This is a genomic window from Phytobacter sp. V91, assembly GCF_965644225.1.
GTDB lineage: Bacteria > Pseudomonadota > Gammaproteobacteria > Enterobacterales > Enterobacteriaceae > CBFFRJ01.
On sequence record NZ_CBFFRJ010000094.1, the window covers coordinates 1 to 20,006 of the forward strand.

The window sequence follows — 20,006 nt, forward strand, 5'->3', positions numbered from 1 at the left end:
GATTCGACACCCATATCAAAACCGGTAACTCTCAACCTTTCAAGGTCAAGTGTCAGATCAAGTCGCGACTAATACAAATAAGAAAAGGGAGCCGACGTGCTCCCTTTTATCATGATGGGCTGACAGACCTACTTTTTCCCGGCTTTCGCCAGCTCTCTGACCAGTGGCAGCATAATACGAACCACCTCGCGGCTGCGGCGATCGATTCGGCCCGGTAACGCCTGGTCAATATACTGAATATTATCCAGCTTGATATCATGCCGGCTCACGCCCTCGGGGAAGGCTTTCGATTTTGCCCGTTGCTGAGAGCCATCTTTTTTGCCCAGTAACCAGTTGGTTGCTTCAACGGACAGTACCGGAATTCCGGCATTGTCAAACACCTCTGCATCACTGCAACAGCCGGTGCCTTGCGGGTAATCCGGATTTTTACCTGGGTTCATATTGGCATTGATCCCCAGATTGCGGGCAATCGCCAGCGCCCGATCGCGGGTAAGCTTGCGCACTGAGGCGGGGGTTCTTTTGCCGCTGTTAAAGTAAAGATGATCGCCCACAATCAAATTGTTGAGATTAATCACCAGCAGAGTGTTCTTTTTCTCTTTCTCGCTCATGCGCTTCAGGACGTTCTCCGCCCCAAGGCTTCCTTCTTCCTCGCCGCTGGTGGCAACAAAACGAATACCGTATTCAGTGGGTACCGTTTTTAACTGCTCAGCCAGTTCAAGCATCACGCCGAGGCCCGCCGCATTATCGTCAATACCCTGCAGGTTTAAACCACCAAGATTATGATCGGTATCGGCATCACTGCGCGGCGCATAGGTGTCCAGATGCGCCATAATGATTATCTGCTGTGGACGCTTACCTTCATGGGCGGCGATAACCGTACTGCCGGTGACGTTCTGCCAGTTCTGCTGATTGTTACGGGCAGTCCAGGTGTAGCGGCTGTTAAATTTGCGGATATCACTTTGATAGCCCATCCGGGTGAACTGCTGATGCAGATAATCCGCTGACAGCATCTCCGCAGGTGTACCCGTCATTCGGCCAGGGAAATAGGTGGCGATATGGCGCGCCTGTTCACTTGCGAATTCGCCGGGATGAGGTGCTCGTGCCTGAGCAGGAAGGATAAAGCATACGCCGAGCGCCAGGGCAGCGGTACGGTGGCGCAATGCGGAAAACATAGAGAGTCCTTTATGATGCGAAATTTTACCGCGCCTAGTATGAAACTGTGACCCGGATTACACAATTTCATTTCTGCTTAACGCGGCGAAAAATGAGGGGGTTAAGCACTTTTTGATATGAGCATTTCCGGCGCGTTATTCCTTTGCGGAACTACTCATTCCAATTCGTAATTTCATTCGCTCTAAGCCTCCCCCTATAGTCCCAGTATTACTGGTTGTGAGTGAGTTATTGCCCTGTGGATTACCTGCCTTTATTTGCTGCCGTCAAAGACCGTCCCGTACTGGTGATTGGTGGCGGCGACGTTGCCGCCCGCAAGATTGCTTTTCTGCGTCGGGCGGGGGCTCGCATACTGGTGGTGGCAGAGCAACTGGAACCCTCGTTGCAACAACTGGCCGATGAACAGCAACTTCAGCTGATTGCGCGTACTTTTGATGAATCCCAACTGGATAACGTTTTTCTGGTGATTGCGGCGACCGATGACCCACAGCTTAATCGCCATGTGTTTGATGCGGCAAATGCGCGTCAGCGGCTGGTGAACGTCGTGGATGATCAGCCGCTGTGCTCGTTTATTTTCCCGTCGATTGTTGATCGCTCACCGCTGCTGGTGGCTATCTCATCCGGCGGCAATGCGCCGGTGCTGGCGCGACTGCTGCGCGAAAAAATTGAAGCGCTGCTGCCTGCCAACCTGGGGCGCATGGCCGAGGTGGCCGGGCGCTGGCGTAGCCGTATTAAACCGTTTCGTAAAACCACCGATGAACGTCGCCGTTTCTGGGAAGTGGCCTTTCGCGGTCGCTTTGCCAGCCTGATGGCGGCGGGCAAGGAGCAAGCGGCAGAGCAGGTGCTGGCGGATGAACTGACCAGCCCTGGAAACGCCGCCGGGGAAATTATTCTGGTAGGGGCCGGGCCTGGGGATGCCGGGCTGCTGACCTTACGCGGCTTGCAGGTTATCCAGCAGGCCGACGTGGTGTTTTACGATCATCTGGTCAGCGAAGGCGTGCTGGAGCTGGTACGTCGTGATGCTGAACTGATTAGCGTGGGTAAACGCGCAGGTTCACACGCCGTGGCGCAGCATGACACCAACCGGATGCTGGTTGAAGCCGCACAGGCGGGCAAAACCGTAGTGCGTCTGAAAGGCGGCGACCCCTTTATTTTTGGCCGTGGCGGTGAAGAGCTCCAGGCGGCAGCGGCCGCAGGGATCCCCTTCCAGGTGGTGCCAGGGGTAACGGCGGCATCCGGTGCGACCGCTTACGCCGGTATTCCGCTGACGCACCGTGATTTCGCGCAGAGTGCGACTTTTGTTACCGGTCATTACAAAGCCGACAGAGTCCCCTTTGACTGGTCGCAGCTGGCGCAGAGTCGGCAGACGCTGGCAATCTATATGGGTACCCTGAAAGCGGCAGAAATTGGCCAGCAACTGATTGCTCACGGGCGGGATGCAAACACACCGGTCGCGGTGATTTCTCGCGGCACCCGGGCCGATCAACAGGTCAGGACCGGCACATTACAACAACTTGAGGAACTGGCGAAAGATGCGCCGATGCCCGCCCTGCTAGTGGTTGGCGAAGTCGTGCAACTGCATCGTGAACTCGCCTGGTTTCAACATACGAAAGGCCCGGAGGACTTTGCTGCCTCTGTGGTGAATCTGGCTTAGCCCTGGCGCAACAGGCCTTATTAAGGAACGGTTATGGACCAAAAACGACTCACTCACCTGCGACAACTGGAAGCGGAAAGCATCCATATTATCCGCGAGGTGGCCGCCGAATTCTCCAATCCGGTGATGATGTACTCCATCGGCAAGGATTCCAGCGTGATGCTGCATCTGGCGCGTAAAGCCTTCTATCCGGGCACGCTGCCATTCCCGCTGCTGCACGTGGATACCGGCTGGAAATTCCGTGAGATGTATGAGTTCCGTGACCGCACGGCAAAAGCATACGGCTGCGAGCTGCTGGTGCATAAAAACCCGGAAGGGGTGGCAATGGGCATCAATCCCTTTGTCCACGGCAGCGCCAAACACACTGACATCATGAAAACCGAAGGGCTGAAACAGGCGCTGAACAAGTACGGTTTTGATGCCGCTTTCGGCGGCGCGCGTCGTGATGAAGAGAAGTCCCGTGCCAAAGAGCGTATCTACTCCTTCCGTGACCGCTTCCACCGCTGGGACCCAAAAAACCAGCGTCCGGAGCTGTGGCACAACTACAACGGCCAGATTAACAAAGGCGAAAGCATCCGCGTCTTCCCGCTCTCCAACTGGACCGAGCTGGATATCTGGCAGTACATCTTCCTGGAAAATATCGACATTGTTCCGCTCTATCTGGCCGCAGAGCGTCCGGTGCTGGAACGTGACGGTATGCTGATGATGATTGACGACGACCGCATTGATTTGCAGCCAGGTGAAGTCATTGAGCAGCGGATGGTGCGCTTCCGTACGCTGGGCTGCTGGCCGCTTACCGGTGCAGTGGAGTCCACTGCTGGCACGCTGCCGGAAATTATCGAAGAGATGCTGGTTTCTACCACCAGTGAACGTCAGGGCCGCGTTATTGACCGCGACCAGGCTGGCTCCATGGAGCTGAAAAAACGTCAGGGATACTTCTAAGGAGCCGCCATGAACACCACTATTGCACAACAAATTGCCAACGAAGGCGGCGTCGAAGCGTATCTCCACGCGCAGCAGCACAAAAGTTTGCTGCGTTTTCTGACCTGCGGCAGCGTTGACGACGGGAAAAGCACCCTGATTGGTCGCCTGTTGCACGACACCCGTCAGATTTATGAAGATCAGCTCTCCACCTTGCATAATGACAGTAAGCGTCACGGTACTCAGGGCGAGAAGCTCGACCTGGCGCTGCTGGTGGATGGCCTGCAGGCCGAACGTGAGCAGGGCATCACCATTGATGTGGCGTACCGTTATTTCTCAACCGAGAAACGCAAATTTATCATAGCCGATACTCCCGGCCATGAGCAGTACACCCGTAATATGGCGACCGGCGCGTCCACCTGCGATCTGGCAATTCTGCTGATTGATGCCCGTAAAGGCGTGCTGGATCAGACCCGCCGCCATAGCTTTATCTCCACGCTGCTGGGTATCAAACACCTGGTGGTGGCGGTGAACAAAATGGACCTGGTTGGCTTTAGCGAAGAGACGTTTGACGCGATTCGCCAGGAATACCTGACCTTTGCCGAACAACTGCCGGGCAACCTGGACATCCGCTTTGTACCGCTTTCAGCGCTGGAAGGCGATAACGTTGCTTCTCAGAGCGCCAACATTCCCTGGTACAGCGGCCCAACGCTACTCGAAGTGCTGGAAACCGTTGAGATCCAACGCACCGTTGAAACCCAGCCGATGCGCTTCCCGGTGCAGTATGTGAACCGGCCTAACCTCGATTTTCGTGGTTTCTCCGGCACCCTGGCCTCCGGGGTGGTGAAAGTGGATCAGCGCGTTAAAGTGCTACCGTCGGGTGTTGAGTCGACGATCGCCCGGATTGTGACCTTCGACGGTGATTTACAGGAAGCTTATGCCGGTGAGGCCATCACCCTGGTGCTGAAAGATGAGATCGACATCAGTCGTGGGGATCTGATCCTTGATGCCCAGGAAAGCGTACCTGCGGTGCAAAGCGCGTCGCTGGACGTGGTATGGATGGCGGAACAGTCGCTGGCCGTCGGTCAAAGTTACGACATCAAAATCGCGGGTAAGAAAACCCGCGCCCGCGTGGACGGCATTCAGTACCAGGTCGACATTAACAATCTGACTCAACGTCAGGTAGACAACCTGCCATTAAACGGTATTGGCCTGGTGGATCTGACGTTTGATGAGCCATTGACGCTGGATCCTTATCAGCAGAATCCGGTAACGGGCGGCCTGATCTTTATCGATCGCCTGAGCAACGTGACCGTTGGCGCAGGCATGGTGCGCGAAGTGCATCAGCAGGAAACCACCGTTCCGTCTCAGTTCAGCGCCTTTGAACTGGAGCTGAATCAGCTGGTGCGTAAGCATTTCCCGCACTGGGGTGCCCGTGACCTGCTCGGAGGCAAGTGATGGCGCAGCATGACGAAAACGTCGTCTGGCACGCCCATCCGGTAACGGCTGAGCAGCGCGAAAAACTCCACGGTCACCGTGGGGTTGTGCTGTGGTTTACCGGGCTGTCGGGTTCCGGTAAATCCACGGTCGCAGGCGCGCTGGAAGAGGCGCTGCATAAGCTTGGCGTGAGCACTTATCTGCTCGATGGCGATAACGTGCGCCATGGCCTGTGCAGCGATCTGGGCTTTAGCGATGACGATCGTAAAGAGAATATTCGCCGGGTAGGGGAAGTGGCTCGTCTGATGGTGGATGCCGGTCAGGTGGTGCTGACGGCGTTTATTTCCCCTCACCGGGCGGAGCGTCAGATGGTGCGCGAGCGTCTGGGCGCCGGGCGCTTTATTGAGGTCTTTGTCGATACGCCGCTGGCCATCTGCGAAGCACGCGACCCGAAAGGGCTCTATAAAAAGGCGCGCGCCGGAGAGTTACGCAATTTTACCGGTATCGATGCCGTTTACGAAGCGCCTGAATCGCCAGAAGTTCACCTTGAGGGTCAACAATTGGTAACAAATTTGGTGAGTCAATTATTAGACCTCATGAGACGGGACGATATTATCAGATCCTAAGACAGCACCGGGGATACCCTGATTTACAGGGTATCCAGGTTTTGCCCGCCGGTTAGGCTTTGGGGTCAGATATGCGCAACAGTCAGAACATCACCATTTCAAGGTCGGAGAACTTATCGACCCGCGATGAGACCACCTGGTCCTTTACCGGGGCCATTGTGGGTTTTGTCGCGTGGCTGCTGGCGCTGGCTATCCCGTTTATGTTTTATGGTTCCAACACGCTGTTCTTCTTTTTGTACACCTGGCCTTTTTTCCTCGCACTAATGCCCGTCGCCGTCGTCATCGGTATTGCCCTGCATTCGCTCCTTGATGGAAAGCTCTTTTACAGCGCCATACTGACCATTTTTACTGTTGTCGCCCTCTTTGGCGCGCTGTTTATGTGGCTGATGGGATAAATGCATCCATACTTCAAACCGTAACTCACATTAAGACAATGTGTCCGGAGGGGACAAACCTTCGGTAAGACGGGCAAATATGTTACATTCTGACGCGGTGACGCAGTATCACCCGGCCCCGGTGTGGAGTCTGAGAAAAAGTTATGGGATGATGAGGCCGTTTTTCAGGGGGCAGGATGGGTAAACTAACGCTGCTGTTGCTGGCTTTGTTAGTCTGGCTACAGTATTCGCTGTGGTTCGGCAAAAACGGGCTTCATGACTATGGTCGTGTCAATGAAGACGTTGCAACACAGCAGGCAACTAACGCCAAACTTAAAGCACGCAACGATCAGCTTTTCGCCGAAATTGACGATCTCAATGGCGGGCAGGAAGCTATCGAGGAGCGTGCGCGCAACGAATTAACCATGACCAGACCGGGCGAAACTTTTTATCGTCTGGTGCCGGATGCGTCTAAACGCGCCCAGGGGTCAGTACAGAACACACAAAATAATCGATAAACAACCCCGGGTTACTGACATGGCAGCAATCATTCCGGACGTTTATGCCGTGGTGCCGGCCGCTGGATTTGGCCGCCGCATGCAAACGGAATGTCCCAAACAATATCTTTCTGTTGGCGGTAAAACGATCCTCGAACATACCGTGGCCGCATTACTGGCGCATCCTCGGGTGAAGAAAGTCATTATCGCCGTGAGTCCCGGCGATGTGCGTTTTGCGCAGTTACCCCTTGCTCAGCATCCGGCCATTATGGTGGTCGAAGGTGGCTCTGAGCGTGCCGACTCCGTCCTTGCGGGTCTGAAAGCCGCACAGGGCGCGCAATGGGTGCTGGTGCATGACGCCGCGCGTCCGTGCCTGCACCAGGACGACTTAAACCGCCTGCTGCAATTAAGCGAAACCAGCCGCGTGGGAGGCATTCTTGCCGCCCCGGTGCGTGACACCATGAAGCGTGCAGAGCCCGGTGCGACGGCGATAGCACATACCGTCGAACGTAACGATCTATGGCATGCCCTCACACCCCAATTTTTCCCGCTCGAACTTTTATACGACTGCCTGACCCGGGCCATAAACGAAGGTGCGACCATCACTGATGAAGCATCCGCGCTTGAATATTGCGGGTTCCATCCGCAACTGGTCGCCGGACGGGCGGATAACATCAAGGTCACCCGACCTGAAGATCTACGACTTGCCGAATTTTACCTCACCCATAGTGAACACCAGGAGAGAGCATAATGCGCATTGGACACGGTTTTGACGTACACGCATTTGGCGGCGAAGGCCCAATCATTATTGGCGGCGTCCGTATTCCCTGGGAGAAAGGGCTGCTGGCGCATTCCGATGGCGACGTTGCGTTACATGCTCTGACTGACGCGTTGCTGGGCGCTGCGGCGCTGGGTGATATTGGCAAGCTGTTCCCGGACACCGATCCGGCGTTTAAAGGCGCAGACAGCCGTGAACTGCTGCGTGAAGCCTGGCGTCGTATCCAGGCCAAAGGATTTTCCCTTGGCAATGTCGATGTGACTATCATCGCCCAGGCACCGAAAATGCTGCCGCATATTCCTCAGATGCGTGTGTTTATCGCCGAGGATCTCGGCTGTCATATGGATGACGTGAACGTGAAAGCGACCACCACCGAGAAGCTGGGCTTTACCGGGCGCGGTGAGGGAATTGCCTGTGAAGCCGTGGCGCTGCTGCACCGGGTGGCGAAATGACGGATTTTGAACAACTGACGTACCTGCACGGCAAACCTGCCGGTAAGGGTGTGCTGAAAGCCGAACCGCAGGATTTTGTTGTTACCGAAGATCTCGGTTTCGAACCTGATGGTGAAGGCGAACATATTCTGGTGCGGATTCTGAAAACGGGCTGCAATACCCGCTTTGTTGCTGACGCGCTGGCAAAATTTCTTAAAATACCCGCTCGCGAAGTCAGTTTTGCCGGGCAGAAAGATAAGCATGCTGTCACCGAGCAGTGGCTGTGCGCACGCGTGCCGGGTAAAGAATTGCCGGATCTGAGCCACTTCCAGCTTGAAGGTTGCAAAGTGCTGGAGTACGCACGGCATAAGCGTAAGCTGCGTTTAGGCGCCCTGAAAGGCAATGCTTTTACCCTGGTGCTACGCGGCATTAGCCATCGGGATGATGTTGAGGCCCGTTTACTGGCGATCAACGAACAGGGCGTGCCGAACTATTTTGGCGCCCAGCGTTTTGGTCTTGGCGGCAGCAACTTACTGGGGGCGATGCGCTGGGCGCAAAGTGACGCCCCGGTTCGCGATCGTAATAAACGCAGTTTTTGGTTGTCGGCAGCCCGAAGTGCATTGTTTAATCAAATCGTTAATGAACGTTTGAAAAAACCAGACTTTAATCAAGTTGTTGCTGGCGATGCGCTACAATTAGCGGGGCGCGGAAGCTGGTTTGTGGCCACCGCGGAAGAGCTTACGGAGTTGCAGGCGCGGGTTGATGCAAAAGCATTGATGATAACGGCTGCATTACCGGGCTGTGGTGAGTGGGGCCCGCAGGGCGAGGCGTTGGCCTTCGAGCAGGCAGCGGTGGCAGAGGCGACTGATTTACAGAATTTGCTGGTGCGTGAAAAGGTGGAAGCGGCGCGTCGCGCGATGCGCCTTTTCCCGCAACAGATGAGCTGGAACTGGTGGAATGACGAAACCGTAGAGCTGCGTTTCTGGCTTCCTGCCGGGAGCTTTGCCACCAGTGTGGTAAGGGAAATTATCAATACATCGGGTGATTATGCGAATATTGCTGAGTAATGATGACGGGATCCACGCGCCGGGTATTCAGACGCTGGCAAAAGCACTGCGGGAATTTACTGATGTGCAGGTCGTTGCTCCCGATCGTAATCGCTGCGGCGCGTCTAACTCACTGACGCTGGAATCTTCCCTTCGCACTTTCACCCATGAAAATGGCGATATTGCCGTACAGATGGGCACGCCGACCGACTGCGTGTTTCTGGGCGTGAATGCGCTGATGCGCCCGCGCCCGGATGTGGTGGTTTCAGGCATTAATGCCGGGCCAAATCTGGGTGACGACGTTATCTATTCCGGCACTGTCGCTGCGGCGATGGAAGGGCGTCACCTCGGGTTTCCGGCGCTGGCTGTCTCGCTAAACGGCCATCAGCATTACGACACCGCTGCTGCGGTGACCTGCACCATTTTGCGTGGGCTGTCGCGCGAGCCGCTGCGCACCGGACGTATTTTGAATATTAACGTGCCGGATCTGCCTCTTAGCGAAATCAAAGGGATCCGCGTTACCCGCTGCGGCAGTCGCCATCCAGCGGATCAGGTGATCCCTCAGCAGGATCCTCGCGGGAATACCCTCTACTGGATTGGCCCGCCGGGCGAGAAATGCGATGCCGGGCCGGATACCGATTTTGCCGCCATTGATGCAGGCTATGTCTCAGTGACTCCTTTGCAGGTGGATCTCACCGCCTACAATGCACACGACGTGCTGACGAACTGGCTGGATCGTGCCGGGGTAAGCTCGCAATGGTGAATAAACGGGTACAAACGCTGCTCAATCAATTACGTGCGCAAGGTATTGCGGATGAACAGGTGCTGGATGCACTCTCACTGGTGCCCCGTGAGAAATTTATTGATGAAGCGTTTGAACACAAAGCCTGGGAAAACGTGGCCTTGCCTATTGGTCAGGGGCAAACCATTTCCCAGCCGTATATGGTGGCAAGAATGACGGCATTGCTGGAGCTGACGCCGCAGTCAAAAGTACTGGAAATTGGCACCGGCTCTGGTTATCAGACCGCCATTCTGGCGCACCTGGTGCAACACGTTTTTACCGTTGAGCGCATCAAAGGTTTGCAGTGGCAGGCCAGGCGTCGCCTCAAACAACTTGATTTACACAATGTTTCAACACGTCATGGTGATGGCTGGCAGGGTTGGCAGGCTCGCGCCCCGTTTGATGCCATCATTGTGACGGCTGCGCCGCAGGAAATTCCGACGGCGCTGATGTCGCAACTGGATGACGGCGGCATTCTCGTTTTACCCGTGGGCGATGAACATCAGCAATTGAAGCGCGTTCGTCGGCGGGGTGACGAATTTATCATCGATACCGTGGAAGCGGTGCGCTTTGTGCCCCTTGTAAAGGGTGAACTGGCCTGAGAAACAGATTTTTCCTGATGCTTTAATGCTGTTTCAGTGTAGGGTGAGCAAATTTGCGCATCGCCGTTTGCGGTGTTTAAGTTATTGGTAACTAATAAATTCCTGGGGGATAAATGAGCACGGGAAGCCCTAAATTCACCGTACGTCGCGTTGCGGCACTGTCACTGGTTTCACTCTGGCTGGCAGGCTGCACAAGCTCTAATAATGCACCAGCTCCAGTGAGTTCCGTGGGCGGTAACGCCAGTTCCAGTACCAACTCCGGAATGTTGATCACGCCACCACCTAAAATCGGCGTCCAGACTCAGCCGCAAATACAATCGGTGCAGCGCCCGAGCGTGCAATCGACGCAAATTCAGCCCGTCGCCCAGCAGCCTGTAGAGACGATGAATGGCCGTATTGTTTACAACCGCCAGTACGGGAACATTCCGAAAGGTAGCTATACCGGCGGCAGTACCTATACCGTTAAGCGTGGCGACACACTGTTTTATATTGCCTGGATAACCGGCAACGATTTCCGCGATCTGGCGCAGCGTAACAACGTTGCAGCCCCGTATGGCCTGGAGGTGGGACAAACGTTACAGGTTGGTAATGCATCAGGTTCGTCAATAACTGGTGGGAATGCAATTACCCAGGCGGATGCTTCTGCTCAAGGAATCATCACAAAACCCGCACAAAATTCCACCGTAGTTGTTGCGTCGAAACCAACAATTACGTATTCTGAGGATTCAGGTGAACAAAGTGCTAAAAAAATGTTGCCGAACAATAAGCCTGCGACACCAGTCACAGCGCCTGTTACGGCCCCATCAGTCAGCACAACCGAACCGATTGCCAGCAGTACTTCAACCAGCGCACCGATATCATCCTGGCGCTGGCCCACTGAGGGCAAAGTTATCGATACCTTCTCTGCAACCGAAGGTGGCAATAAAGGCATCGATATTTCTGGTAGCAAAGGACAGGCAATTGTCGCGACCGCAGATGGACGCGTAGTTTATGCCGGTAATGCGCTACGCGGTTACGGTAATCTTATTATCATCAAACACAACGATGATTACCTGAGTGCCTACGCCCATAACGATACGATGCTGGTCCGGGAACAACAAGAAATCAAGGCGGGGCAGAAAATAGCTACCATGGGTAGTACCGGAACCAGTTCTACACGCTTGCATTTTGAAATTCGTTACAAGGGGAAATCCGTAAACCCGCTGCGTTATTTACCGCAGCGATAATTCGGCAAAGTATTTGAACCTTCTCTCTTTTTTAGTCGTTGCAGCGCGCGCAAGCTGCTGCAACGGGTAAATCAGGGAAAGCTTCAGCTGCTTTGTCCAGGGATCACGGGTAGGAGCCACCTTATGACTCAGAATACGCTGAAAGTTCATGAATTAAATGAAGATGCGGAATTTGATGAAAACGGAGCAGAGGTTTTTGACGAAAAAGCCTTAAATGAAGAGGAACCCAGTGATAACGACCTGGCCGAAGAGGAGTTGTTATCTCAGGGGGCAACCCAGCGTGTGCTGGATGCGACTCAGCTTTATTTAGGGGAAATTGGTTATTCCCCACTGCTTACGGCCGAAGAAGAAGTCTATTTTGCACGTCGCGCATTACGTGGTGACGTCGCATCTCGCCGTCGCATGATTGAAAGTAACCTGCGTCTGGTTGTAAAAATTGCCCGCCGATACAGCAACCGTGGCCTTGCGCTGTTAGACCTGATTGAAGAAGGTAATCTGGGTCTGATCCGCGCGGTTGAGAAATTTGACCCTGAACGTGGGTTCCGTTTTTCAACTTATGCGACCTGGTGGATCCGTCAAACGATTGAACGGGCGATCATGAACCAAACCCGTACCATTCGTCTGCCGATCCACATTGTTAAAGAGCTGAACGTCTATCTGCGTACCGCCCGTGAGCTGGCCCATAAACTGGACCACGAACCGAGCGCGGAAGAGATTGCTGACAGGCTCGATAAACCGGTCGATGACGTCAGCCGCATGTTACGTCTCAACGAACGTATCACTTCAGTTGATACCCCGTTGGGCGGTGATTCGGAAAAAGCGCTGCTGGATATCCTGGCGGACGAAAAAGAGAACGGCCCGGAAGACACCACCCAGGACGATGATATGAAACAGAGTATCGTCAAATGGTTGTTTGAACTTAACGCCAAACAGCGTGAAGTGCTGGCTCGTCGTTTCGGTCTGCTCGGCTACGAAGCCGCTACGCTTGAAGATGTGGGTCGTGAAATCGGTCTGACACGCGAACGTGTGCGTCAGATTCAGGTTGAAGGTCTGCGTCGCCTGCGTGAAATCCTGCAAGCGCAGGGGCTGAATATCGAAGCGCTGTTCCGCGAATAAGCATCTGAACATCAAAAGGCCGGTCAATATCATGACCGGCTTTTTTTTGTCCTTTTTTCGCCACGACTAACGTTTATCTGCTGCCAGCAGCGGTGGAATACTGGGCACCATCGGCGCGTCATCCATATCCTTCTGCGTCATGCGAAACGCTTGCGGGTAATGCTCGCGACTGGTGCGGCGCAGCGGCTCGGTATTTCGCCAGGTGTACAGGCAATGCTGGCACTGGTACACCGTCCAGACATCTTTCACTGGCGAGGTCGCCATCACTTCAATATGCTCATCGGCACAACGTGGACAAATCATTTTCCCTCTCCTTATTTACGTGCGGCCAGCATTGCGGTCAGTTTTTCAGCCCAGGCTTTTGTTTCAGGCAGATCCTGTACCGGCTGGCTGTAGTGGCCGCGTGTGTCCGGAGCGACCGGTGTGGTGGCATCAATAATCAGTTTGTCAGTGATCCCGGCAGGGCTTGAGCCTGGGTCGAGTTCCAGTACTGACATGTTTGGCAATTGCACCAGGTCGCCAGCCGGGTTCACTTTCGATGACAGTGCCCACATCACCTGCGGCAGGTTAAACGGGTCGACATCTTCATCCACCATAATCACCATTTTCACGTAGCCTAAACCGTGCGGCGTGGTCATGGCGCGCAGGCCAACCGCGCGGGCAAAACCGCCGTAACGTTTTTTGGTGGAGATAATCGCCAGCAGTCCGTGGGTGTACATCGCGTTCACCGCCTGCACTTCCGGGAATTCCGCTTTCAGCTGCTGATAGAGCGGTACGCAGGTGGCCGGGCCAATCAGATAATCAATTTCGGTCCACGGCATACCGAGATAGAGTGACTCGAAAATCGGCTTGCTGCGCCAGGACACTTTATCAATGCGCACTACCGTCATATTACGTCCGCCGGAGTAGTGCCCGGTAAATTCACCAAATGGCCCTTCAATTTCACGTTTACGACTTTCAATCACCCCTTCCAGAATCACTTCCGATCCCCAGGGCACATCAAAGCCGGTCAGCGGTGCGGTAGCAATGGGATAGGGGCTTTCACGTAGCGCGCCCGCCATTTCATATTCGGACTGATCGTACTTAAGTGGTGTCCCCCCCATCAGGGTGATGATTGGATCGTTGCCCAGCGTAATGGCAATCGGCAGATCTTCGCCGCGCTCTTCGGCTTTATGCAGATGTATCGCGATGTCGTGCATGGGGACAGGTTGCAGGCCCAGTTTGCGTTTGCCTTTAACTTCCATACGGTAAATGCCGACGTTCTGTTTACCGAAGTGGTCAGGATCGAGCGGATCGCGGGAGACCACGCAGGCCTTATCCAGGTAGAAGCCGCCGTCACCATCGTTCAGACGAAACAAAGGTAAAATATCGAACAGATTAATGGCATCGCCATCGGCGGTATTTTCTGCCCAGGCAGGGTTAGCGCGACGTTCCGGCGTGACCGGGAATTTATCCCAGCGACGAATAAATTCATCAATTTGACTCTTCACCGGCGTATTCGGCGGCAGTCCCATCGAGATGGCATGATTCTGCCAGGAGCCAATGGTGTTCATCACCACGCGGGCATCAGTAAAGCCGCGAATATTATCAAACCAGAGGGCGGGCGCGCCTTCGCCGATGCGGCCGGTGGCATTGGCTGCGGCGGCCAGATCCGGCTCGGCGTTAACCTCTTCACTGATTTTCAGCAATTGCCCCTGGTCGTCGAGCATTTGCAGGAAGCTGCGTAAATCATCAAAAGCCATAGTCTTTCTCCTGTGAAAAATTCGGGGCAGCCCGCAGACCTTCCCAGCGTCGCGCGTTGGGGTGCTCAAGACCAAACTGGTCCAGTACGCGTGTCACAATGTGTTGGGTAATGTCATCAACGGTTTGCGGATGGTTGTAATACGCGGGCATCGGGGGAACCATCGCCACGCCCAGGCGCGACAGCGCCAGCATGTTTTCCAGATGAAGAGGGCTGAGCGGGGTTTCTCTGGGGACGAGCACCAGTTTTCGCCCCTCTTTGAGCACCACATCAGCGGCGCGTCCCACCAGCCCTTCGGCATAACCAGCACGAATGCCCGCCAGGGTTTTCATGCTACAGGGGATAATAATCATGCCGTCGGTACGAAAAGATCCGGATGAAATAGTGGCCGCCTGATCTGCCGGGCTATGGCAGACGTCTGCCAGCGCTGCCACGTCACGGGCGCTGTAAGGTGTTTCCAGTTCAATGGTGGTTTTCGCCCATTTCGACATCACCAGATGTGTTTCCACCTCCGGCATATCGCGCAGGGCTTGTAGCAGCGCAACGCCCAGCGGCGCTCCCGTTGCGCCCGTCATGCCGATTATCAGTCTCATTCCTCACCTTGAAATTTGTTCGTGTACGAATGTTTGTGAAAAACTTACGCTTGTTGGAAAGCACTGACAATATCGTTCGTGTGCGGTCGCACTTTTTGTTAAAAACTGAGCGATTAAAAAGCCTCGCGTTAATCGCTATCATAGAAGGGCGATTTTGTTACGGAGCACCCATGGAGTTAAGAAACGAAGCCTTTCACCTGCTGCGCCAGCTGTTTCAACAGCATACGGCGCGCTGGCAGCAAGCATTACCGGAACTGACCAAGCCGCAATATGCGGTCATGCGTTCCATTGCAGAAAATTCCGGTATTGAGCAGGTTGCGCTGACGGAAGTATCTGTCAGTACCAAAGCGACGCTGGCGGAAATGCTGAGCCGTATGGAAGCCCGTGGACTGGTGAGGCGAGAGCAGGATCCGGCAGATAAGCGGCGGCGTTTTTTATTTCTGACCCCGGAAGGCGAAGCGCTACTGACCGGCAGTGTGCCGCTCGGAAACCGGGTTGATGACGAGTTTCTGGGGCGACTCAGTGCTGATGAGCGCCAGCAGTTTACGGCGCTTATCCGCAAGATGCTGCGTTAAATCGCACGCGGAAAAAACAAACCGCCCGCAACAGGCGGTTTGTCAGTCAATCGGGGGAATTAATTCAGGGTATATTCCAGCGAGATTTCGGCATTCAACACTTTGGACACCGGGCAGCCCGCTTTTGCTTTCTGAATGGCTTCGTCAAATTTGGCAGCATCCGCACCCGGCACTTTCACCGCGCTTTTGAGGGCGATTTTGGTGATCGCAAAGCCGCCGTCCACCTGATCCAGCGTCACGGTGGCGCTGGTATCAATGCTGTCTGCCGTGTAACCGACTTCACCCAAAATCAGAGACAGCGCCATGGAGAAGCACGCTGCATGCGCCGCGCCAATCAGTTCTTCCGGATTGGTACCCTGCACGCCTTCGAAGCGGGTATTAAAGCCATAAGGCAGTTGCTTGAGCGCTCCGCTCTCGGTTGAAACCGTTCCTTTTCCGTGTTTAAGGTCGCCTGCCCAGTGAGCCTGTCCTGTCTTGTGAATCGCCATTGCATTGTTCCTTTTGATCATTGAGAGAGATAAATCGGGACAAGTAAAAAGTATAGAAGCCGAAAACAGGCTTGCCTGACATTGGGGGAATTTATTCGGGGAAAGCAAAAAGAGAAGACCCGCAGGTGGCTGCGGGTCTGAAGGTTACTAGCGTAATTTTTTCAGCCGATAGAGCCATTCCAGCGCCTGGCGTGGCGTCAGCGAATCCGGATCGAGCGTGTCCAGCGCTTCTAATGCCGGGCTGGCTTCTTCCGGCGCAGCCAGCAGCGACATCTGCGTACCGTCAATCTGCGTTGCGCCAGCGCTCGGGGATAAGCTTTCCAGCTCGCGCAGTTTGCCCCGCGCACGCTTAATCACCTCTTTTGGTACGCCTGCCAGGGCGGCAACGGCGAGGCCATAGCTTTTGCTGGCCGCGCCATCCTGGACGCTGTGCATAAAGGCGATGGTATCGCCATGCTCCAGAGCATCAAGGTGAACGTTAGCCACACCTTCCATTTTTTCCGGCAGTTGCGTCAGCTCGAAATAGTGGGTGGCGAACAGGGTCAACGCTTTGATTTTGTTCGCTAGGTTCTCGGCGCAGGCCCAGGCCAGCGACAGACCATCGTAGGTCGAGGTGCCGCGGCCAATCTCATCCATCAACACCAGACTGTACTCGGTGGCGTTATGCAGAATATTGGCCGTCTCGGTCATTTCCACCATAAAGGTTGAACGTCCGCTGGCCAGATCATCTGCGGCGCCTACGCGGGTGAAGATGCGATCGATCGGGCCGATGTCCACTTTCTGTGCCGGTACATAGCTGCCGATATAGGCCAGCAGCGTAATCAGCGCGGTCTGGCGCATATAGGTACTTTTACCGCCCATATTCGGACCGGTAATGATCAACATTCGGCGTTGCGGCGAGAGGCTCAGCGGGTTGGCAATAAACGGCTCTTTCAGCACCTGCTCCACCACCGGATGACGCCCTTCGACAATGCGAATTCCCGGTTTATCGCTAAAGGTCGGGCAGCAATAGTTCAGCGTATCCGCACGCTCTGCGAGGTTCACCAGCACATCCAGCTCTGCCAGAGCGGTGGCGCTCTGTTGCAGGTCTGCCAGATGGGGAAGCAGCAGATCAAACAGCTCCTCGTAGAGTTGCTTTTCCAGCGCCAGCGCTTTGCCCTTTGAGGTAAGGACTTTGTCTTCGTACTCTTTTAATTCCGGAATAATGTAGCGTTCGGCATTCTTCAGGGTCTGGCGGCGAACATAGTGGATCGGCGCAAGATGGCTCTGCCCGCGGCTGATCTGGATGTAGTAGCCGTGGACGCCGTTAAAGCCGACTTTGAGCGTATCCAGCCCCAGCTTTTCACGTTCGCGGATCTCCAGCCTGTCGAGATAATCCGTCGCACCGTCTGCCAGTCCGCGCCATTCATCAAGTTCCGCGTTATAGCCCGGCGCAATCACCCCGCCATCGCGCACCAGTACCGGCGGCGCATCAATAATGGCGTGTTCGAGGAGTTCGCGAAGCTCAGTGAACTCGCCCATTTTTTCCCGCAGCTGTTGCACCGGGGCGCTGTCGACGCCTGCCAGCAGGGCGCGCAGTTCCGGCAGTTGCTGGAATGCATAGCGCATACGCGCCAGATCGCGCGGGCGGGCAGTACGCAGCGCAAGGCGTGCCAGAATACGCTCCAGGTCGCCGACCTGGCGCAGAACCGGTTGCAGTTCACCGGCGCTTTCCTGCAGGGCGCCAATGGTTTGCTGGCGTTCAAGCAAGGTTTTGCTGTCGCGCACCGGCATATGCAGCCAGCGTTTCAGCATGCGGCTGCCCATCGGCGTGACGGTGCAGTCGAGCACGGAGGAGAGGGGGTTTTCGATACCGCCTGCCAGGTTTTGGGTAATCTCCAGATTACGCCGCGTGGCGGCATCCATAATGATGCTGTCCTGCTGACGTTCCATCGTAATGGAACGAATATGGGGCAGGGAGGTGCGCTGGGTGTCTTTGACATACTGCAACAGACAGCCTGCGGCACACAGGCCACGAGGGGCATTTTCAACACCAAAGCCCACCAGGTCGCGGGTGCCAAACTGGAGATTCAGCTGCTGGCGCGCGGTATCAATTTCAAACTCCCACAGCGGGCGACGACGCAGGCCACGGCGGCCTTCCGTCAGGCTCGTTTCGGCAAAGTCTTCCGCGTAAAGCAGTTCCGCCGGGTTGGTGCGTTGCAGCTCCGCGGCCATGGTTTCGCGGTCCGCAGGTTCGCTGACGCGAAAACGCCCGGAGCTGATATCCAGGGTGGCGTAGCCAAAGCCTTTGCTGTCCTGCCAGATGGCGGCGAGTAAGTTGTCCTGACGCTCCTGCAGCAGGGCTTCATCACTGATGGTGCCGGGGGTGACGATGCGCACCACTTTGCGTTCCACCGGGCCTTTGCTGGTGGCCGGATCGCCGATTTGTTCACAAATCGCCACCGATTCACCCAGATTGACCAGCTTCGCCAGGTAGTTTTCAACCGCATGGTGAGGAATGCCCGCCATCGGGATGGGTTCTCCCGCTGAAGCTCCACGTTTGGTGAGCGAGATATCCATCAGCTGAGATGCGCGTTTCGCATCGTCATAAAACAGTTCGTAAAAATCGCCCATCCGGTAAAACAGCAGGATATCCGGATGCTGAGCTTTCAGCTTCAGGTACTGCTGCATCATGGGGGTGTGGCTAGAGAAGTCCTTATCAAATGACTCATTCATATTGATTTTACTCGTTTTTTAAGTCTCTCAAGTGCTCATGTGGCCCCAGGTAAAACCCCTTTAAACCCACATAAACCCATAAATTTGTAGCTCACTTGTAGCCTGGAACGTGGTAAGTTACCTTCTAATCATTTTTGGGCTACAAACAGTGGTGATACTTTGAAAACAACTCTCAGCCAGTCCTTTATTATCAACAAGTTAAGTATCAATGTTAAACCTGCACTTAGTAGCTCAGGAAAAGTTGTTTTCGAAGCTAACTCCGACCAAAAACCTTACATAGTCTTTGATGATCACAGGGAAGCCCCAGTGGGATTCGGAGTTAAGGTAAGTTTGACGAAAAAAACGTATGTAATCCAGAGAAGAGTGTCTTCTGGTGACCGTAGTTTGAGTGAGGGTAAGAAACCCAGTTCTGTATTAAAAGTGAAAGTAGGGAATGTGTCTGATTTTCCGAACATTGATCAAGCTCGTGAAGCTGCCCGACAGTTAGTTCAGACAATGATCATCACTAAAAGAAACCCTAATAAAATCAAGAGGGAATTAGACACAGCAGAACTCACTATCAGTGAAGTGTTTGCTCAATACAGAAATCATTTAATGGGTAGATCTAAACCAGCTAAACCGAATACTTTGGCTGTACTTGATAAAGCAGAGAACCGTTTGAAGGAGTGGTCAGGACTTCGAGTGAAGGATTTAACTGGTAATGAAATTCTTCGTAAGTTTGATGAAATTGCTTCAAGAGCAAGGACAGCTTCTGAGCAAACATTTCGATGGGTAAATGTTGCTGTCAGACATGCTATTGAGATTGAAGCAAGTAATGCACAGACTCAACAAAGACAACCATCACTGTCATACAATCCATTTTCAATCCTAAAAGTGCAGAAAAAATTTAGGACCCGATCAGAACTGGAAGACAGCTACAAAGCGAAAGGTGTCCGAAATCCGCTTTCGCCAAAAGATACTCTTGGACGATTTTTAACAGCATTACATAACAAAAGAAGTTTCAATCGTTTAGGCTGTGATTACCTGCTGTTGACGGTTCTCTTAGGTGCCAGGAAAGAAGAAACAGCTTCTCTGTGCTGGCGAGAGTCTCTTACAAAGGAAGAAGCTAAAACGACAAGCTATGTAGATCTTGAAAATCGGCTCATTCGATTCTACGACACTAAGGAAGGTGCGATTTAATCGGTGGGGTTCAGTGGAGTCCTTATCTGTATTAGCCTTACCTTAGCTGAGCTGTA

The 20,006-nt window shown here is 54.2% G+C and carries 20 protein-coding genes and 1 pseudogene; 15 read left to right on the plus strand and 6 right to left on the minus strand.

Translation table 11 applies throughout. The features are described 5' to 3' along the window. Positions 1 to 128 precede the first annotated feature (128 nt). Positions 129 to 1,172 carry an aminopeptidase gene (locus ACSZO4_RS17835; RefSeq protein WP_437890372.1) on the minus strand — a complete coding sequence of 348 codons (1,044 nt, stop codon included), beginning with the start codon at positions 1,170 to 1,172 and terminating at the stop codon, positions 129 to 131. 236 nt (positions 1,173 to 1,408) lie between these two features. On the opposite strand from ACSZO4_RS17835, the gene cysG reads away from it, so the two are divergent. The 13 genes from cysG (at position 1,409) to rpoS (ending at position 12,659) form a co-directional block, all read left to right on the plus strand. Further along, positions 1,409 to 2,824, plus strand: a complete 1,416-nt coding sequence (gene cysG / locus ACSZO4_RS17840) for a siroheme synthase CysG (protein WP_437890391.1) — start codon at positions 1,409 to 1,411, stop codon at positions 2,822 to 2,824. A gap of 33 nt (positions 2,825 to 2,857) precedes the next feature. Further along, the gene (cysD, locus tag ACSZO4_RS17845; protein ID WP_437890373.1) at positions 2,858 to 3,766 is read left to right on the plus strand and encodes a sulfate adenylyltransferase subunit CysD; all 909 of its coding nucleotides are present in this window, start codon (positions 2,858 to 2,860) and stop codon (positions 3,764 to 3,766) included. 9 nt (positions 3,767 to 3,775) lie between these two features. Beyond that, the gene (cysN, locus tag ACSZO4_RS17850; RefSeq protein ID WP_437890374.1) at positions 3,776 to 5,203 is read left to right on the plus strand and encodes a sulfate adenylyltransferase subunit CysN; all 1,428 of its coding nucleotides are present in this window, start codon (positions 3,776 to 3,778) and stop codon (positions 5,201 to 5,203) included. Next, positions 5,203 to 5,808: an adenylyl-sulfate kinase gene (gene cysC, locus ACSZO4_RS17855; protein WP_437890375.1), complete on the plus strand. Its 606-nt coding sequence runs from the start codon at positions 5,203 to 5,205 to the stop codon at positions 5,806 to 5,808. Before cysN ends, cysC begins: the two co-directional genes overlap by 1 nt. A gap of 71 nt (positions 5,809 to 5,879) precedes the next feature. Beyond that, a complete protein-coding gene (locus tag ACSZO4_RS17860) occupies positions 5,880 to 6,203 on the plus strand; it encodes a DUF3561 family protein (protein WP_437890376.1) in 324 nt (107 codons plus the stop codon). 176 nt (positions 6,204 to 6,379) lie between these two features. Next, positions 6,380 to 6,700: a cell division protein FtsB gene (gene ftsB, locus ACSZO4_RS17865; protein WP_437890377.1), complete on the plus strand. Its 321-nt coding sequence runs from the start codon at positions 6,380 to 6,382 to the stop codon at positions 6,698 to 6,700. A gap of 19 nt (positions 6,701 to 6,719) precedes the next feature. Then, complete coding sequence (gene ispD / locus ACSZO4_RS17870; RefSeq protein WP_437890378.1) at positions 6,720 to 7,430, plus strand: 2-C-methyl-D-erythritol 4-phosphate cytidylyltransferase; 711 nt, start codon at positions 6,720 to 6,722, stop codon at positions 7,428 to 7,430. Next, positions 7,430 to 7,909 (plus strand): 2-C-methyl-D-erythritol 2,4-cyclodiphosphate synthase, encoded by a 480-nt coding sequence (gene ispF / locus ACSZO4_RS17875; RefSeq protein WP_437890379.1) that lies wholly within the window; start codon positions 7,430 to 7,432, stop codon positions 7,907 to 7,909. Before ispD ends, ispF begins: the two co-directional genes overlap by 1 nt. Then, on the plus strand, positions 7,906 to 8,955 hold the full coding sequence (truD, locus tag ACSZO4_RS17880) for a tRNA pseudouridine(13) synthase TruD (protein ID WP_437890380.1): 1,050 nt from the start codon (positions 7,906 to 7,908) through the stop codon (positions 8,953 to 8,955). Before ispF ends, truD begins: the two co-directional genes overlap by 4 nt. Beyond that, positions 8,936 to 9,697: a 5'/3'-nucleotidase SurE gene (gene surE / locus ACSZO4_RS17885; protein WP_437890381.1), complete on the plus strand. Its 762-nt coding sequence runs from the start codon at positions 8,936 to 8,938 to the stop codon at positions 9,695 to 9,697. The genes truD and surE overlap by 20 nt, the downstream gene beginning before the upstream one ends. Then, positions 9,691 to 10,317: a protein-L-isoaspartate(D-aspartate) O-methyltransferase gene (locus ACSZO4_RS17890; RefSeq protein WP_437890382.1), complete on the plus strand. Its 627-nt coding sequence runs from the start codon at positions 9,691 to 9,693 to the stop codon at positions 10,315 to 10,317. Before surE ends, ACSZO4_RS17890 begins: the two co-directional genes overlap by 7 nt. A 113-nt stretch (positions 10,318 to 10,430) precedes the next feature. Further along, positions 10,431 to 11,543: a murein hydrolase activator NlpD gene (gene nlpD, locus ACSZO4_RS17895; protein ID WP_437890383.1), complete on the plus strand. Its 1,113-nt coding sequence runs from the start codon at positions 10,431 to 10,433 to the stop codon at positions 11,541 to 11,543. A gap of 123 nt (positions 11,544 to 11,666) precedes the next feature. Then, positions 11,667 to 12,659, plus strand: a complete 993-nt coding sequence (rpoS, locus tag ACSZO4_RS17900) for an RNA polymerase sigma factor RpoS (RefSeq protein ID WP_437890384.1) — start codon at positions 11,667 to 11,669, stop codon at positions 12,657 to 12,659. Between the two features lie 66 nt (positions 12,660 to 12,725). Here rpoS and ACSZO4_RS17905 read toward each other — a convergent pair whose 3' ends face one another. From ACSZO4_RS17905 to ACSZO4_RS17915, 3 genes are read right to left on the minus strand one after another with little or no spacing between them, the layout of a single operon-like run. Then, the gene (locus ACSZO4_RS17905; RefSeq protein WP_437890385.1) at positions 12,726 to 12,962 is read right to left on the minus strand and encodes a non-oxidative hydroxyarylic acid decarboxylases subunit D; all 237 of its coding nucleotides are present in this window, start codon (positions 12,960 to 12,962) and stop codon (positions 12,726 to 12,728) included. A gap of 11 nt (positions 12,963 to 12,973) precedes the next feature. Continuing rightward, complete coding sequence (locus ACSZO4_RS17910; protein WP_437890386.1) at positions 12,974 to 14,401, minus strand: non-oxidative hydroxyarylic acid decarboxylases subunit C; 1,428 nt, start codon at positions 14,399 to 14,401, stop codon at positions 12,974 to 12,976. Further along, positions 14,391 to 14,993 carry a non-oxidative hydroxyarylic acid decarboxylases subunit B gene (locus tag ACSZO4_RS17915; RefSeq protein ID WP_437890387.1) on the minus strand — a complete coding sequence of 201 codons (603 nt, stop codon included), beginning with the start codon at positions 14,991 to 14,993 and terminating at the stop codon, positions 14,391 to 14,393. Before ACSZO4_RS17915 ends, ACSZO4_RS17910 begins: the two co-directional genes overlap by 11 nt. Positions 14,994 to 15,163: 170 nt before the next feature. Between ACSZO4_RS17915 and ACSZO4_RS17920 the strand changes: the two genes are divergently transcribed. Then, positions 15,164 to 15,568 (plus strand): MarR family winged helix-turn-helix transcriptional regulator, encoded by a 405-nt coding sequence (locus tag ACSZO4_RS17920; protein ID WP_437890388.1) that lies wholly within the window; start codon positions 15,164 to 15,166, stop codon positions 15,566 to 15,568. A gap of 59 nt (positions 15,569 to 15,627) precedes the next feature. Here ACSZO4_RS17920 and ACSZO4_RS17925 read toward each other — a convergent pair whose 3' ends face one another. Beyond that, on the minus strand, positions 15,628 to 16,056 hold the full coding sequence (locus ACSZO4_RS17925) for an OsmC family protein (protein WP_437890389.1): 429 nt from the start codon (positions 16,054 to 16,056) through the stop codon (positions 15,628 to 15,630). A 147-nt stretch (positions 16,057 to 16,203) separates the two neighbouring features. Further along, positions 16,204 to 18,771, minus strand: a complete 2,568-nt coding sequence (gene mutS, locus ACSZO4_RS17930) for a DNA mismatch repair protein MutS (RefSeq protein ID WP_437890390.1) — start codon at positions 18,769 to 18,771, stop codon at positions 16,204 to 16,206. A 159-nt stretch (positions 18,772 to 18,930) separates the two neighbouring features. Between mutS and ACSZO4_RS17935 the strand changes: the two are divergent. After that, positions 18,931 to 19,935: pseudogene (locus ACSZO4_RS17935) on the plus strand (integrase); the annotation flags it as partial. Positions 19,936 to 20,006: the final 71 nt, after the last annotated feature.

Bases quoted from the DNA above. Each gene is read 5' to 3' on its own strand.
- ACSZO4_RS17835 (WP_437890372.1), bottom strand. From the start codon at position 1,172: ATGTTTTCCGCATTGCGCCACCGTACCGCTGCCCTGGCGCTCGGCGTA.
- cysD (WP_437890373.1), top strand. From the start codon at position 2,858: ATGGACCAAAAACGACTCACTCACCTGCGACAACTGGAAGCGGAAAGC.
- cysN (WP_437890374.1), top strand. From the start codon at position 3,776: ATGAACACCACTATTGCACAACAAATTGCCAACGAAGGCGGCGTCGAA.
- cysC (WP_437890375.1), top strand. From the start codon at position 5,203: ATGGCGCAGCATGACGAAAACGTCGTCTGGCACGCCCATCCGGTAACG.
- ACSZO4_RS17860 (WP_437890376.1), top strand. From the start codon at position 5,880: ATGCGCAACAGTCAGAACATCACCATTTCAAGGTCGGAGAACTTATCG.
- ftsB (WP_437890377.1), top strand. From the start codon at position 6,380: ATGGGTAAACTAACGCTGCTGTTGCTGGCTTTGTTAGTCTGGCTACAG.
- ispD (WP_437890378.1), top strand. From the start codon at position 6,720: ATGGCAGCAATCATTCCGGACGTTTATGCCGTGGTGCCGGCCGCTGGA.
- ispF (WP_437890379.1), top strand. From the start codon at position 7,430: ATGCGCATTGGACACGGTTTTGACGTACACGCATTTGGCGGCGAAGGC.
- truD (WP_437890380.1), top strand. From the start codon at position 7,906: ATGACGGATTTTGAACAACTGACGTACCTGCACGGCAAACCTGCCGGT.
- surE (WP_437890381.1), top strand. From the start codon at position 8,936: ATGCGAATATTGCTGAGTAATGATGACGGGATCCACGCGCCGGGTATT.
- ACSZO4_RS17890 (WP_437890382.1), top strand. From the start codon at position 9,691: ATGGTGAATAAACGGGTACAAACGCTGCTCAATCAATTACGTGCGCAA.
- nlpD (WP_437890383.1), top strand. From the start codon at position 10,431: ATGAGCACGGGAAGCCCTAAATTCACCGTACGTCGCGTTGCGGCACTG.
- rpoS (WP_437890384.1), top strand. From the start codon at position 11,667: ATGACTCAGAATACGCTGAAAGTTCATGAATTAAATGAAGATGCGGAA.
- ACSZO4_RS17905 (WP_437890385.1), bottom strand. From the start codon at position 12,962: ATGATTTGTCCACGTTGTGCCGATGAGCATATTGAAGTGATGGCGACC.
- ACSZO4_RS17910 (WP_437890386.1), bottom strand. From the start codon at position 14,401: ATGGCTTTTGATGATTTACGCAGCTTCCTGCAAATGCTCGACGACCAG.
- ACSZO4_RS17915 (WP_437890387.1), bottom strand. From the start codon at position 14,993: ATGAGACTGATAATCGGCATGACGGGCGCAACGGGAGCGCCGCTGGGC.
- ACSZO4_RS17920 (WP_437890388.1), top strand. From the start codon at position 15,164: ATGGAGTTAAGAAACGAAGCCTTTCACCTGCTGCGCCAGCTGTTTCAA.
- ACSZO4_RS17925 (WP_437890389.1), bottom strand. From the start codon at position 16,056: ATGGCGATTCACAAGACAGGACAGGCTCACTGGGCAGGCGACCTTAAA.
- mutS (WP_437890390.1), bottom strand. From the start codon at position 18,771: ATGAATGAGTCATTTGATAAGGACTTCTCTAGCCACACCCCCATGATG.